Here is a 13,812-nt window from a genome sequence, read left to right as displayed (position 1 = left end):
GGTCCGGGTGGTCAGGCTCGATCATGCCGCGCCTCACTTCCCGCCCCAAGGCTTCAGCTTTCGTTCCAAAAAAGAGTTGGCTACCGCCAGCTCCCCGATCTTGGCGTGGAGCTCCTTCACCTGCTCCTCGTCAATCTCCGGCTTCTTGCGACTCCCGCGCTCGAACACACCGGACGCGCCTTCGAGCAGGGCTCGCTTCCATTGATGGATCATCGTCGGATGAACCCCGAACCGGCTCGCCAGCTCGGCCGCCGTCTCTTCACCCTTCAGGGCTTCCAGCGCGACCTTCGCCTTGAACTCAGGCGCGTGCTGTTTCCGTTTTGACATCTCTGATCTCCTTCTCGTCGAAGATCAGCAGACTGCAAAAGGTAGCTTATGTCAGTGTCCGAATTTCCGGGGGTAGCTCATTTAGGGTGAACCCCATGATCGGTGACGTAATCTAAGCAAAAGCCGCGTAGTTTTATCCCAGCCCTTAGCATTTCGCGCTCGTGGCCGGTCTCCCTGTGGGCGTGATGCTATGTCCAGCCGAGGCTCCCAAAAAATCTTCGGGAGCCTCGGCACGGGAGGTCGGCTATGCGGACAAACTCGCCATTGGAATACCTGACCTGAACGGTCGCTCTGTGTGCCTCGCGACCGCCCCGAAAATCACTATAGGCGACAAGCCCTCACTCGCGGCATAGGTGATTGTCGAACGTTTGAGCTCAATAGCGGCTTTTTATTCCGCCGCGATCTCTTTCCGCGTCGACAGAATAGTGCTGGTGTTGTCTTCGATCCAGTCGGCGAGCACCCGCACGTGCTGCGCCACCTCTTCGCCCATAGGGGTCAGGCTGTATTCCACATGCGGCGGTACAACCGGGAAGGCCTGCCGATGCACGAAGCCGTCCGCCTCCAGCGTCTGAAGCGTCTGCGTCAGCATCCGGTCACTTACCCCGCCGATCGTCCGCCTGAGCGCGGCAAAGCGGATCGTCCGACCCTGAAGGGCGATCAATGTCAAAACGGCCCAGCGACCGGTGACATGTTTGAGGATATCGCGCGATGGGCATTCCTGCGCTTGCAGGTTGCCCACCAGCTTGCCCGACCGGACGGCGTCACTGAGTTTTGGCATGGGGACCTCGGAAAATTCAAGCTAACAAAAATGTATGTACTTACTTTTCATAAGTAAAGGGTCTAACTCTCCGCTATCGCAACCAGAAGCAAAGAGATAACCATGACCATTGCAATCACCGGCGCAACTGGCCAGCTTGGCCGCCTCGTTATCAACACCCTGAAAACCAAGAATGCGCCGGGCGGCATCGTCGCGCTGGCCCGCAACATCGACAAGGCCGCGGATTTGGGTGTGCCGGCGCGTATCTTCGACTACGACGCCCCCAAAACCCTCCCGGCGGCGCTCGACGGTGTCGACACGCTGCTGCTGATCTCGGGCAGCGACATCGGTCGCCGCGTATCGCAACATGCCGCCGTGATCGAAGCCGCGAAGGCCGCCGGGGTTCAGCATATCGTCTACACCAGCCTGCTGAAGGCACCCTCCAGCACGCTCGGCCTTGCCCCGGAGCACGTTGAGACGGAAAAACTGTTGGCCGCTTCCGGCATCGGCCATACCGTGCTGCGCAACGGCTGGTATACAGAGAACTACGCCATGGGCCTGCCTGCGGCGCTGGAACACAACGCCCTGATCGGCGCGGCCAAGGATGGCCGGATCTCGTCGGCTACGCGGCAGGACTATGCCGAGGCCGCGGCCGCCGTGCTGCTGGACACAGGCCTTCGGGGCAAAACCTATGAACTTTCCGGCGATGAAAGCTTCACCCTTGCCGATCTGGCGGCCACACTATCCGCGCAGGCGGGCAAGGACATCCCTTACGTCGACATGCCCGAGGCCGACTATGCCGCTGCGCTGACCGGCGCGGGCCTGCCGACCGAACTGGCGGGGTTCCTCGCCCATTGTGATGTCCAGGCCTCCAAGGGGGTGCTGTTCGACGACGGAACCCAGCTATCGACCCTGATCGGTCGCCCGACCACGCCGCTTGCCACGGCGGTCGCTGCCGCGATCGGCTAAAGCCATCGTGCGGGGCGTCTGATCGCGCCCCGCCTCGTATTCTTGCGCAGCTTGACGCAGCTCTGCACGTGGCAGCCAAGGGCCGTCCTCACTTCTGCCAGTGTCGGCTTCCGGCGATTGCCAGCCACCTGCGCACTGTGCAGCATCCGTGACTATGGGCTCTCTGCGGACATTGCGCTTGAGGGTCTGAAACGCTCAACTGCACCACGGAATGCGAAGGACTGGAGTTTTATCGGGGTTTTTTCACTCGAACCACGAGAGTAGCAGGATAGCAGGACATCCGGATTTGTCGTGGGCCCATAATGAGAAGTAAGTGAGGGATGTTTTGTGGGGCAATCTTGACTCCTACATCCATATAATATTATAAAACAATGTGTCAGTCAAAAGTGCGCCAGACTGTCTCTCCGCCACTAACGCCTTGGGCGTGGTGCTTATTTCCCCCGATACGAAGACGCAGGTTAGTCGCCGCGCAAGCCGCGATGTCGCCGTCCTCCAAACCGGTCTGCTTAAACACAAGGCACCCGCGTAGAAGTACCCCCCCAGCCGCCCTCCTCCCGCATTAACCAAATCCGCGCCTTGAACATTTCGGCGGATTGTCGCAACTATCCGCGCAGAGCAAGCAAGCGGTTTCATGAGTCCCAGCCAGCCAAGGATTTCTACAAGGGACAATAAAATGAAAACCACTACCGCCAAGCGCGTCGCGCTCTCTTGGCTGATGTGCTCGACCGCCACTCTCGCCTATGCGCAAGACGACACCGCCTTCGATCTCGGCGTGCTGCGCATTCAGACCTCAGCCGCGCAGGCTGCTTTGGGCAATGACGAGATCACCGAAACCGAAATCGAACAGCGCAACCCGGCGACCGTGGCCGATGTCTTTGCCGGCGAATCCGCGATCACCGCCAGCGGCGGCGCGCCGATCGCGCAGAAGGTCTATGTGAACGGGATCGAAGAAAGCCTGCTTTCCGTCACCATCGATGGCGCACGTCAGAACAAATCGGCCTTCCACCATACCGGCAACGTTCTGCTGGATCCGGCCTTGCTGAAATCCGTCGAGGTCAGCGCGGGGCTTGCCCCGGCGGATCAGGGGCCAAACGCGCTGGCGGGCTCCATCGCCTATACCACCAAAGACGCCCGCGATCTGCTGGACGGGGATGATCCCTTTGGTGGCCGCTACACGCTGTCCTATGGCAGCAATGGCCAAGGGTTCCGCAACACCCTGACCCTCTTCGGGCAGAACAACGGTTTTGAATATCTGCTGAGCGGCACGCGCGCGACGGGCGACGACTATGATGACGGCTCGGGCAGCACCATCACCGGCACGGCGGCGGACCTGACCGACTATATCGCGAAATTCGCCTATACCTCCCAAAGCGGCAAACGTCTGAGCTTTTCGGCGTCTGAGACAACCGACAATGGCCTGCGCGCGTCTCAGGGTGGCTTCATCCGCCCCGACTTTGCCGATGTGATCGGACGCGACACGGTGCTTTACGAAGCGCTGTCGCAGCGCACCTCCTATACGCTGACCTATGAGGATGAAAACCCCTCGGGCATCTGGGCGCCCTATGCGCAGCTCAGCTACAACGAGCAGGCGATGGACGTAGGCTCGCTTTATGGTGTGAACAAAAGCCTCAGCGGTGTGCTCAGCAACGACTTCACGCTCCGCAACGGCAGCGTCAATGTCGGTGTCGATTTCTTTGACGAAAGCGCCGAAGGCTATGACAACACGGTCAGCCCGCGCAGTTCGAGCGGCCGCGAAGAGCTTAGCAACATCGGTATCTTCGCGCAGGCACGGCAGGATCTGTCGGACCGCATCTCCGTATCCTACGGCGGGCGCTATGACTGGGCGTCCTTCGAAGGCGCGGATGGGAGCGATTTTGACGCCAGCGGCGCCAGCGTCAACGGCTCGGTCGATTACGTCTTGAACGATCAATGGACCCTCAACGCAGGGGCCGCGTCCAGCTGGGGCGGTTATGAGTTGGGCGAGGCCGCATTGGTCAACTTCCGCACCCCGTGGAATTATGACGGTTTCACCACCTCGCGCGCCAATGCGGTGCGTTTGGGCCTGCGTTACGACAGTGGCCCCTGGGCGGTCAAAGGCGCGCTGTTTGACACTGAGATCGAAGACATCAACGCCGTTCTGCCCTCCAGCGGCGCACGCGGTGCTGTGGAAGATCTGACATCGCGCGGCTTCGACGGGTCGGTCACCTATACCGGCGCGCGCGGCTTCGCGACCTTGAACTACACCTATGCCGATGTCCAAACCAACGACGCGACAACCGCCACGACCGCCTATTACCTTGGCCGTCCGGTCGGCCATATCTTTGGCTTCGAAGCGGGCTATGACGTGACCGAAGAATGGCGCATCGGGGCGACCGCGCAGATCGCCTTGGAGAACGACGATACCGATGTGTCGCTCGACGGCTATGAGGTGGTCAATCTCTACGCGGAATACAAACCGCGGCGGATGGAGAACCTGAACGTGCGTATGGACGTGCAGAACCTGTTCGACGCGACCTATGCAAGCCGCAGCTCCGATGGGCTTGGGCTTGCCAATGTGGTGCCCTTGACCGAACCGGGCCGCACTGTCAGCCTGACCGCGTCGATCAGCTTTTAACTGACGCAGGTATCGCCCCCCTTTGCGCGGGGGCGATACCCTTTTCCGGCGCATGCCGCCTGCGGTTCTTTCCGCAGTCCTCCTCCCGCTTGATCCAGATCAATGCAGCCGCGCCCCGCCCGCCCCATAGTGGCCGTGGTCACATGAGGAGCGTCGCCATGCAAAATGCCACCATCACAGCCGTTCTGGGGGTCGATGCCCGGCCCAATCAGCTAGAGGCCCTCGCCCGCGAGGCGCAGACCCGGGGCGCGCATCTGATCGTTCTTCTGCTCAGCGAAACCCCTGCCGTCCCGGTCTATTCGATGGGGGTGGGCGAACTCAGCACCTATTCCCTCCCGGCAGGCTGGCAGGCGGATGTGGACGCGGCCCGCGAGGCGGTCGAGAAACAGCGCGCGGAATTTTCACAGTATCTCACCGACCAAGGCGCCAGCGCGGATGTGCGCGCGGTCTGCGGCGATGCCTCCGCCTTGCGCAACACGGTGGCGCGGGTGGGGCTGACCTGTGACGCGGTGCTTATCGGCACGGACCTGCGCGAGGACAAACGCCTGTTTGAGGACGTCGTGCATGCCGCCCTCTTCGAGTCCGCCGTGCCGGTTCTCCTCAACACCGCGCAATCCAAGGCGGCCTTGACCCCGCAATCGGTCTTCGTCGCATGGAAAGCGGGCATTCCCGCCACGCGGGCGATCCGCGCCGCTCTGCCAATCCTGCGCAATGCGCGGGAGGTAACGGTGGCGCTTTTCGATCCGGTCTCGATCTCGGCCTATGACGGGGAAAACCCCGGCACCGATGTCGCGGCTTGGCTGACCCACCAAGGCTGCAACGTTGCCGTGCAGCAATATGCCAGCGGAGGCGCGGACATTGGCACCGCCATCCTGAAACGCGCCAAAGAAACCGGGGCCGATCTGATCGTCATGGGCGCCTATGACCACTCCCGCCTGCGCGAGATGGTTTTTGGCGGTACGACCCGCAGCCTGATTGAACAAAGCGCCTTTCCTGTGCTTCTGTCGCACTAACGCCCATCGAAAGGACCCCCTATGCGCCCTCACCTCGCTGCCCTCGCCGGGCTATCCTGCGCCCTCCTCTCTGCTTGTTCGGAGGGGTCCTCTGACGACACCGACCGGGTGCGCGCGGGGCAGCGGGTCTATGCCAAGGAATGCGCCGCCTGCCACGGGGCGCAGGGCGAAGGGGGCGGTCCGATGTCCTTGCACCTGGATGTGGTGCCGCCGGATTTGGCCGGGCTGAAACAGCGCAACGACGGCTACTTCCCGCGCGAGTTTGTCAGCCGCTTTGTCATGGGCCAGCTTGCAAAAGACGACCCCGCCTCACCCATGCCGGACTTTTCCGCCGTCGGCCTGCGCCATGTCTACCCCAATGGCGGTGCGGATGGGGAGGTGCTGGAAACCGATTTCGCCAATCTGCTCGACTATTTGGAAGCGATCCAGTGGTAGGACAGGCGTGGTTCGGGAGGCAGCCCTCTGGCGCTTAACGCGCCCCCGCCCCGCATTGCGCCCCCGCCCCCTCTCACGCTATCGGATGCCCTGCCCCGCAGCCCCTACAGACGGACCCCTCGCATGAAGATCAACGACGAAAGCCCCGTTCTGCTGGCCCTTCTGGACGCCGCCGTCGACGCCATGGTGGTGGCGGATCACGCGGGCAATATCCTGCGGGTGAACAAGGCGGCGGCCACGCTTTTCGGCCACCCGGTCGAGAATTTGGTGGGGCAGAACGTGCGCATGCTGATGCCGGGGGATATGGCCGTTCAACACGACGGCTTTCTGCGCCATCATCTTGAGACCGGAGAGAAACGCATCATCGGCGTGGGCCGCGACGTGGAAGGGCTGCGCGCCGATGGCAGTGTCTTCCCGCTGCATCTTTCCGTGGGCCGCGCCGATATCTCGGGCGAGGTCGCCTTTGTCGGCATCATGCACGATCTGTCGCGCCGAAAAGCCGCCGAGGAGGCCACCGCCCGCTCGCAACGGATGGATGCCATCGGCCAGATGACCGGCGGCATCGCGCATGATTTCAACAACCTTCTGACGGTCGTGATCGGCAATCTGGAACTGCTGGAGATGTCGGAAACCTCGGCCAAAAGCGGCGCGCTGATCTCGGACGCGCTGGAGGCGGCAGAGATCGGGGCCGATCTCACCTCGCGCCTGATGGTCTTTGCCCGCAAGACCACGTTGAACGCGGCGGAGATCGACCTCAACGCCGAAGTCTCCAAAGCCGTGGCGATGCTCAAACGCACCATCGGCGCGCATATCGCGGTCGAGACGGGCTTTGCCGAGGACCTTTGGCAGGCCAAGGTCGACGCCACCCAGCTTCAGACTGCCGTGCTCAACATTGCGCTCAATGCCCAAGACGCCATGCCTTCGGGCGGTAAAATCACGCTGGAAACCCGCAACATGCAGCTCGACGACACCTATGTCGCACAAGAGATTGGCATCGACATGGGCAACTACATCCGCCTGTCGATCGCGGACACGGGCGAAGGCATGTCTGCTGAGACCCGCACCCGCGCGATTGAGCCGTTCTTTTCGACCAAACCGGTCGGCCAAGGCACGGGGCTGGGCCTGTCGATGGTTTACGGCTTCATCAAGCAATCCGGCGGGCATATCGCGATCTACAGCGAATTGGGCAAGGGCACGACGATCAGCCTCTATTTCCCCGCCCTCGTGGACAGCACCGGCACGCGGGCGGCCTCCAGCGACGCGCCAGAGCAGCACGCTGGGATCGGCACCGGCCTGCGCGTGCTGCTGGTCGAGGATGACCCGATGGTCCTACGCCTGTCGGAGCGGCGGCTGGAGTCGCTGGGGTTCGACTGTGTCACGGCGACCACCGGGGATGCAGCCTGGGGAATCCTGCAAGACCGCGACGACATCGATGTGGTCTTTACCGATCTGGTGATGCCGGGGGAGTTGTCGGGCCATGCGCTGGCCAAACGGGTCGCGGCGGAAATGCCCGATCTGCGGATATTGATCACCTCGGGCTTCTCCGAAAACGTCCTGCGCGGCGAGGAAGAGAGCCACGCCTTCGCCCTCTTGCGCAAACCCTATAGGCAAGCGGATCTGGCCGAAGCGTTTCGCGCCTTGTTAAGGGACTAACCCGAGGTGGCGGTGGGGCTTTCGGTCAGCACATAGCCCACCCCGCGCACCGTTTTGATCAACAGCGGACGCGCCGGATCACGCTCGACCTTCTTGCGCAGCCGCGCCACTTGGTTGTCGATGGTGCGGTCCAAGGGTGCCCAGTTCTGCCCGTCGATCAGATCCATCAACCGGTCCCGCGACAAGGGCTTTTTCGCGTGGTTCACGAAGGCGGCCAAGAGTTTGAAATCAGCCGTGGTCAAATCCCCCTCCTGCCCGTTCCGGCCCACCAGCAGCATCCGGTCGAGGTTGATCTTCAACCCGTCGAGCGCAAGCCACGGGTCGGCGCTTTGCGGTGCGGGCGCCTCTGCCTCGCGTTTGCCGCTGCGCCGCAGAACGGATTTCACGCGGGCCAAGACCTCTCGTACATGGAAGGGTTTGGTCAGATAGTCATCCGCGCCCAGTTCCAACCCGACAACACGGTCTATCACATCGTCCTTGCCCGTCACCATGAAGATCGGCACGTCATGATCGCGGCGAAGGTCGCGCGCGATGTCCAGCCCGTCCTCCGCGCCGAGGTTCAGATCCAAGGTCACCAGATCGAAAGCCTCCGCCGCAAAGGCCGCGCCCACGCTCTGCGCGTCATGCGCCTCGGTCACGAGGTATCCGTCGCTTTCAAGGCAGCGCCTCAGAAGCGTCCGGATCTTGGCATCGTCATCAACAACAAGGATCTTCTTCGCGGTCACGCCCATCACCCCAAAAGTTGCGTTTGTATAGTCCGCAACCCAAGCGAGCACCACCCGCCACGCCATCCCCTGCGACAAAGCGTTACAAACGGATACGAGACCACAGGTCGTTCTGCGACATGCGCTTGAGAATGTGACCGCGCCGCAGAAAGGACGATCGCATGTACGTGACACTATCCAATGAGTTCACCCCCGCAACCAAAGTGCCCGAGGCGCAGCTTTGCCCGCGTACCCCCGCCGCGCAATCGCCGCGCAAGCGGCAGGCGGTCGGCAGCCATCTGTTTCGCGAGGGCGATATCGCCAACCATATCTATGAGATCACCTCGGGCGTCTTTCGCCTGACCCGCGTGCTCGACAATGGGCGGCGGCAGGTCATCGCCTTTGGCCTGCCCGGAGACATCATCGGCTTTCCCAATGGCGCGCTCCATCACAGCGATTGCGAGGCGATCCAGACGGCAGAGGTGATTGCCCACCGCCGCCATGCGCTTGACGATTTCGAGGGGGATCACGAGACGCATAAACGGCTGTTGAACGCCGCCCTGCGTGAGATTTCGGCGATGCAGGATCACTTCATGATGCTGGCGCGCAAATCCGCGCTGGAAAAGGTTGCCTCCTTCCTCATCACGCTGGCGGAGCGCACGGGCAGGTCGATCGGCAATTACACCACCTGCGCCCTGCCGATGACCCGCAGCGACATCGCGGATTTCCTCGGCCTGACGATTGAGACGGTGAGCCGCACCCTGACCCGCCTGCGCAAGCAAGATATCATCGCGCTAGAGACCTCCCAAACCGTGCTGATCAAGGATATGGACGCGCTGATCTCGGCCTCTCAGGCCGCCGACTGACGGCGGGCTTTCATTGAGCTAAGAAAGCGCGGGCCACGGCCCGCGTTTTGCGTTTCTAGGTCGCCTTTTCGGAATCGCGCTGGTGGGTGTCCCCATTCGGCACCCCATTCTCCAGCAAAATCCGCGCCGCGTCTCCTTCGAGGTCATCGTATTGCCCATTGCGCAGCGTCCAGAGACAGGCGGCAAGCCCCGCTGCGCCAAGACAGACGGAGACGGGGATGAGAACGATCAGGATATTCATCGTCGCACCGCATTCAAAACCACGAGGATGGATGAGGAAGACATCACCGCAGCCGCCATCAGCGGGGTGGCGAAGCCCATGACCGCCACCGGGATCGCGACCGCGTTATAGGCGGCGGCCAGCCCGAGGTTCTGGCGAATACGGCTGCGCGCCCGGCGGGCCAGCCGCAGGGTATCGGTGACCGCCGAAAGATCACCGCCCAGCATCACCCCGTCCGAGGCGACCCGCGCGGCATCCAGAGCCGTGGCAGGCGCGAGAGAGGCATGCGCCCCGGCAAGCGCCGCCGTGTCATTCAGCCCGTCGCCCACCATGAGCACCCGCTTGTCCCGCGCGGCCATATCGCGGACCAGACCGGCCTTATCCTCAGGCCGAACGGCGGCATGCACCTTGGCGATCCCGAGGGTGTCGGCCAACGCTTCTGCGCGCTGCGCGGTATCGCCGGTGACCATCGCCACCTCCATCCAACGCCCGCGCAGGGCGTTGACGGCTTCCGCCGCCCCGGCGCGAGGCGTCTCGGACAGGGGCAAGGGAATAGAGCGATCCGGCAGATGCAGTTCCGGCCCCTCCAGCCCACGGCGCAGAGAGACCCGCGCCCCGTGCCATAGACCGCAGACGCCCTCGCCCGGCACCTCGTGCAGGTCGCGCAGATCGGCAGCCATCTGCCCCTGCAACGCCGCCGCCAAGGCGCGCGAGGCGGGGTGGTCAGACGCCTGCGCGAGGGCAAGCGCCACCGATGCCACCTCTGCATCAAGCGCGGGCAGCCGCGCGACGCCTTCGGTCAACGTGCCGGTCTTGTCGAAGAGAACTGTGTCGATCTCGGCCAAACGCTCCAACGCCGTGGGGGATTTCAGCAACACGCCCGCGCGGAACAAACGCCCGGTCATCGCCGCCGTCACCGCCGGAATGGCCAGCGCCAGCGCGCAGGGGCATGTGATGATCAGCGTCGCCGTGGCCACGGCAATCGCGTGATAAAGGTCCCCCGTCAGCGCCCACCAGACCACGAAAGCCAGCGCCGCCAGCCCATGCACCACCGGCGCGTAAAGCCGCGCCGCGCGGTCGGCGATCCCGCTGTAGCGGTGTTTGCCGGTCTCAGCGACCTCGACCAAAGCCGCAAGGCGGCGCAGGGTGCTGTCCTCGGCCCGGCGGGTGACCCTTAGGGTCAGCGGCGTGCCAAGGATCACCTCGCCCGCGCAGATCGGCCCACCCGCCGCCACCGCGACGGGGTCGGCCTCTCCGGTCAGGGCAGAGCGGTCCACCATCACCGCGCCCAAGGCGATGCCATCCACCGGCGCGCGCGCCCCGGCGGCAAGGGCGATGCGGTCTTCGGGCATCAGGGCGCTGACGTCCACCGTCTCACGCCCCGTCGCGGTCAGACGGGTCGCGCGGGGCAGTTCCAGCGCCGTTAACTCCGCCGCGGCGGAACGTGCTGTGGCCCGCGCGCGATGCTCAAGATAGCGGCCCACCAGCAGGAAAAAGGTCAGCGAAAGCGCCGCATCGAACCAAGTATGCGCCCCGGTGGCGGCGAAAGTCTCATAAAGCGAGGTCGCCGCCGCCAGCAGGATCGCCAGCGCAATCGGCACATCCATATTCATCCGCCCAGCCCGCAGGGCGACCGATGCCGAGGCGAAGAAGGGCACCGCCGAAAAGGCCAAGGCAGGCAGCGCGATGGCGGCAGAGACCCAGTGAAACATCTCGCGTGTGATATCGCCCGCCCCGGACCAGACCGCGACGGAGACTGCCATCACATTCATCATGGCAAAGCCCGCCACGGCGGCGCGGGCCAGCAGACGGCGGCCCGTGTCATCCCCCGCAGGCCGCAGGGCGGTCGCGTCAAGCTCATGCGCCTCAAAGCCCGCGTCGTTCAACGCCTGAAGCGCGGCGCTGGCGTCATAGCCGGGGCTCAGCACGATCCGCACCCGTTTGGCTCCAAGGTTGACCCGCGCGGCCTTGACCGAGGGCAAGCGGGCCAAGATCCCCTCGACCCCCGCAATACAGGCCGCACAGCGGATCTGCGGCAGGGCGAGATGGATGGCCTTGTCGTTCTCCGCGATGCGCTGCGCCGCGGCCTCAGCCGAGGGGGTGCCTGCGACACAGCCGGGACAGGCGGCGACGGTCATCGTGTCACCTGCAAGGGAATGCGGCGGCGAAAGAGCGTGCCATCGGCGGCGCGCATCTCGACCCGCAGGTTCCAGTTGCCGGGGCCTGCGGTGACCGGTGCGGTCCACGCGCGGCCATCCCAAGTGAAGTCGGGCGTCATGTCATCCGCCACGGTGGTCGCCCGGCCCAATGTCGCCGCGATGATCTTGGGCTGCACCACGCCATTGGCATCCTGCACCACCAAGCGGAGCGCATCCCCCGTCAACTCGGTCTGCACCGCCCAGCCGAGCGCTTCCTGCGCCGCGCGGTCGCTGTCGAAATTCTGCGAGGCGACGTAGCTCGATTCGGTTTCCTTGCCCGGGAAGGTGCGCACCGCATTGAAAGCGAGCGCGAGGTTCACCGCGATGATGATCGAAAACCCGCCCACGAAGATCGCCAGCACATGCCAGCCTGTCAGGGGGCGCCCCCGTTGCAATTGCGCTGCGGTCATTGGCTGTCCTTTCCATTGAAAATCGTGTCACCAAAGGCCCGCTCGCCCGAGCGGACGTCTTCGACCCAGAACCGCAGATCGCTGCGCGGCGCGGTGGCGGCGTCACTCTGCGGCGGGGCGATGACATAGACCCGTTGCAGGCGGGTGGTGTCGGCGGGGACGGAGACCACCGGCTCCGCCGCCCCCTCGACGCTGAGGTCCAAGCCACGGTCTCCGGCGAGAGACAGCCGGAAATCCCGCGCCTCCCCATGTTTGTTGCGCAGGCGGATGTCATAGGCGTTGCGGATCGACCCGTCCGAGAGGGTGACGAAGGTCGGATTGCGCACCGGCGCCACGGTCATGTCGATCTCAGGCCGGATGAAGAGCGCCACGACAAGGGTCACACCGATGGCGGCCCAAGCGGCGGTGTAGATCAGGGTGCGCGGGCGGAAGATATGCTGCCAAAGCGGCTTGGGCTGCCATGGCGGCGCAGTGGCCCCGGCGACATCGCCCGCGGGCGCCTCGGCAAGGCCCGCCACGGCGGCGCTTTCCTTGGGCGCGGTGGGCGGCTCATCATCCAGCGCGAGGTAGTCGATCAGCCCGCGCGGTCGGCCAATCTTGGCCATCACATCGTCGCAGGCATCGATGCAGAGCGCGCAGGTGATACATTCCATCTGCTGGCCTTCGCGGATGTCGATCCCCATCGGGCAGACCGCCACACAGGCGTTGCAATCAATGCAATCGCCCAAAACCTCGCCGTCCCGCGACTGGCGGTCGCCCGCGGTGTTTTTGTCGAGCGCCGCACCATAGCGCGCCACCGCATCACCGCTGCCGATCGCCTCTGCCGCCGCTTTCTGGCGCTTTACCCCGCCCTTGCCGCGCGGCTCGCCCCGCCATTTGCGGTAGCCAACGGTCAGCGTGCCGGGATCCATCATCGCGCCTTGGATGCGGGGCCAAGGGCACATGTAGATGCAGACCTGTTCGCGCATGAAACCGCCAAAGATGAAGGTCGTGGCAGTCAGCACGGCGATGGTGGCATAGGCCACGGGGGCGGCCTGCAGGGTCACGAGGTCGCGCGCGAGACTGGGCGCATCGGCAAAGTAAAAGACCCAAGCCCCGCCTGTCGCCACCGCGATCAGCAGCCAGAGCAGCCATTTTGCCCCCCGCAGCCGCGCCTTGCGCAGGCTCCAAGGTGCGTTGTGCAGACGGATGCGCGCGTTGCGGTCGCCTTCGATCCAGCGCTCCACGGTCATGAAGAGATCGGACCAGACGGTCTGCGGGCAGGCATAGCCGCACCAGACCCGACCCAGAGCGGAGGTGAACAAGAACAACCCCAGCCCCGCCATGATCAGCAGCCCGGCCACGAAGTAGAACTCATGCGGCCAAATCTCGATCCAGAAGAAATGGAAGCGCCGGTTTGCGAGATCGACCAGAACCGCTTGGTCCGGCAGGTTCGGCCCCCGGTCCCAGCGGATCCACGGGGTGATGTAATAGACCCCCAGCGTGAGGATCAGGATCACCCATTTCAACCGCCGAAAGAACCCGCTGACCCGGCGGGGAAAGATCGGCTCGCGGGCGGCGAAAAGCGGGGGGGCGGCGTTGGACATGGGCAGTAGGCTCCGGTGTTACGTCTTGCGGCCTACACCCGTGAGGCGCAGGCCGCTTTG

13 protein-coding genes are annotated in these 13,812 nt (G+C 64.0%); 6 read left to right on the top strand and 7 right to left on the bottom strand.

The window, feature by feature from the left end:
- Window positions 1–33 precede the first annotated feature (33 nt).
- Together ACGYLQ_RS06370 and ACGYLQ_RS06365 are read right to left on the bottom strand one after the other, a co-directional pair.
- Window positions 34–327, bottom strand: a complete 294-nt coding sequence (locus ACGYLQ_RS06370) for an IS3 family transposase (RefSeq protein WP_028095443.1) — start codon at window positions 325–327, stop codon at window positions 34–36.
- A 388-nt stretch (window positions 328–715) separates the two neighbouring features.
- On the bottom strand, window positions 716–1,105 hold the full coding sequence (locus tag ACGYLQ_RS06365) for a helix-turn-helix domain-containing protein (protein WP_067626520.1): 390 nt from the start codon (window positions 1,103–1,105) through the stop codon (window positions 716–718).
- Between the two features lie 102 nt (window positions 1,106–1,207).
- Between ACGYLQ_RS06365 and ACGYLQ_RS06360 the strand changes: the two genes are divergently transcribed.
- The 5 genes from ACGYLQ_RS06360 to ACGYLQ_RS06340 all read left to right on the top strand — a co-directional run bounded on the left by ACGYLQ_RS06360 (window position 1,208) and on the right by ACGYLQ_RS06340 (window position 7,768).
- Entirely contained in the window at window positions 1,208–2,053 is an 846-nt protein-coding gene (locus ACGYLQ_RS06360) for an SDR family oxidoreductase (RefSeq protein ID WP_394441241.1), read from the top strand.
- Between the two features lie 673 nt (window positions 2,054–2,726).
- Window positions 2,727–4,667, top strand: a complete 1,941-nt coding sequence (locus tag ACGYLQ_RS06355; RefSeq protein ID WP_394441238.1) for a TonB-dependent receptor domain-containing protein — start codon at window positions 2,727–2,729, stop codon at window positions 4,665–4,667.
- 158 nt (window positions 4,668–4,825) lie between these two features.
- A complete protein-coding gene (locus ACGYLQ_RS06350; protein ID WP_394441236.1) occupies window positions 4,826–5,680 on the top strand; it encodes a universal stress protein in 855 nt (284 codons plus the stop codon).
- Window positions 5,681–5,701: 21 nt separating this feature from the next.
- Complete coding sequence (locus ACGYLQ_RS06345) at window positions 5,702–6,115, top strand: cytochrome c (protein WP_271687293.1); 414 nt, start codon at window positions 5,702–5,704, stop codon at window positions 6,113–6,115.
- Window positions 6,116–6,238: 123 nt separating this feature from the next.
- Entirely contained in the window at window positions 6,239–7,768 is a 1,530-nt protein-coding gene (locus tag ACGYLQ_RS06340; protein WP_394441234.1) for a PAS domain S-box protein, read from the top strand.
- Here ACGYLQ_RS06340 and ACGYLQ_RS06335 read toward each other — a convergent pair.
- Window positions 7,765–8,499 (bottom strand): response regulator, encoded by a 735-nt coding sequence (locus ACGYLQ_RS06335; protein ID WP_394441262.1) that lies wholly within the window; start codon window positions 8,497–8,499, stop codon window positions 7,765–7,767. The two genes, ACGYLQ_RS06340 and ACGYLQ_RS06335, sit on opposite strands and share 4 nt — an antisense overlap.
- Before the next feature lie 155 nt (window positions 8,500–8,654).
- On the opposite strand from ACGYLQ_RS06335, the gene ACGYLQ_RS06330 reads away from it, so the two are divergent.
- On the top strand, window positions 8,655–9,338 hold the full coding sequence (locus tag ACGYLQ_RS06330; protein WP_394441231.1) for a helix-turn-helix domain-containing protein: 684 nt from the start codon (window positions 8,655–8,657) through the stop codon (window positions 9,336–9,338).
- A 55-nt stretch (window positions 9,339–9,393) separates the two neighbouring features.
- Here the strand turns inward: ACGYLQ_RS06330 and ccoS are convergent, their stop codons facing one another.
- From ccoS to ccoG, 4 genes are read right to left on the bottom strand one after another with little or no spacing between them, the layout of a single operon-like run.
- Window positions 9,394–9,579 (bottom strand): cbb3-type cytochrome oxidase assembly protein CcoS, encoded by a 186-nt coding sequence (gene ccoS / locus ACGYLQ_RS06325; RefSeq protein WP_394441229.1) that lies wholly within the window; start codon window positions 9,577–9,579, stop codon window positions 9,394–9,396.
- Entirely contained in the window at window positions 9,576–11,696 is a 2,121-nt protein-coding gene (locus tag ACGYLQ_RS06320; RefSeq protein ID WP_394441226.1) for a heavy metal translocating P-type ATPase, read from the bottom strand. Before ACGYLQ_RS06320 ends, ccoS begins: the two co-directional genes overlap by 4 nt.
- A complete protein-coding gene (locus ACGYLQ_RS06315) occupies window positions 11,693–12,166 on the bottom strand; it encodes a FixH family protein (RefSeq protein WP_394441224.1) in 474 nt (157 codons plus the stop codon). The genes ACGYLQ_RS06320 and ACGYLQ_RS06315 overlap by 4 nt, the downstream gene beginning before the upstream one ends.
- The gene (gene ccoG / locus ACGYLQ_RS06310) at window positions 12,163–13,752 is read right to left on the bottom strand and encodes a cytochrome c oxidase accessory protein CcoG (protein ID WP_394441221.1); all 1,590 of its coding nucleotides are present in this window, start codon (window positions 13,750–13,752) and stop codon (window positions 12,163–12,165) included. The genes ACGYLQ_RS06315 and ccoG overlap by 4 nt, the downstream gene beginning before the upstream one ends.
- Between the last annotated feature and the right edge of the window lie 60 nt (window positions 13,753–13,812).

The sequence above is a fragment of the Sulfitobacter sp. 1A12779 genome (assembly GCF_043557315.1).
GTDB lineage: Bacteria > Pseudomonadota > Alphaproteobacteria > Rhodobacterales > Rhodobacteraceae > Sulfitobacter > Sulfitobacter faviae.
This window is presented reverse-complemented; position numbering and strand designations above follow the sequence as displayed.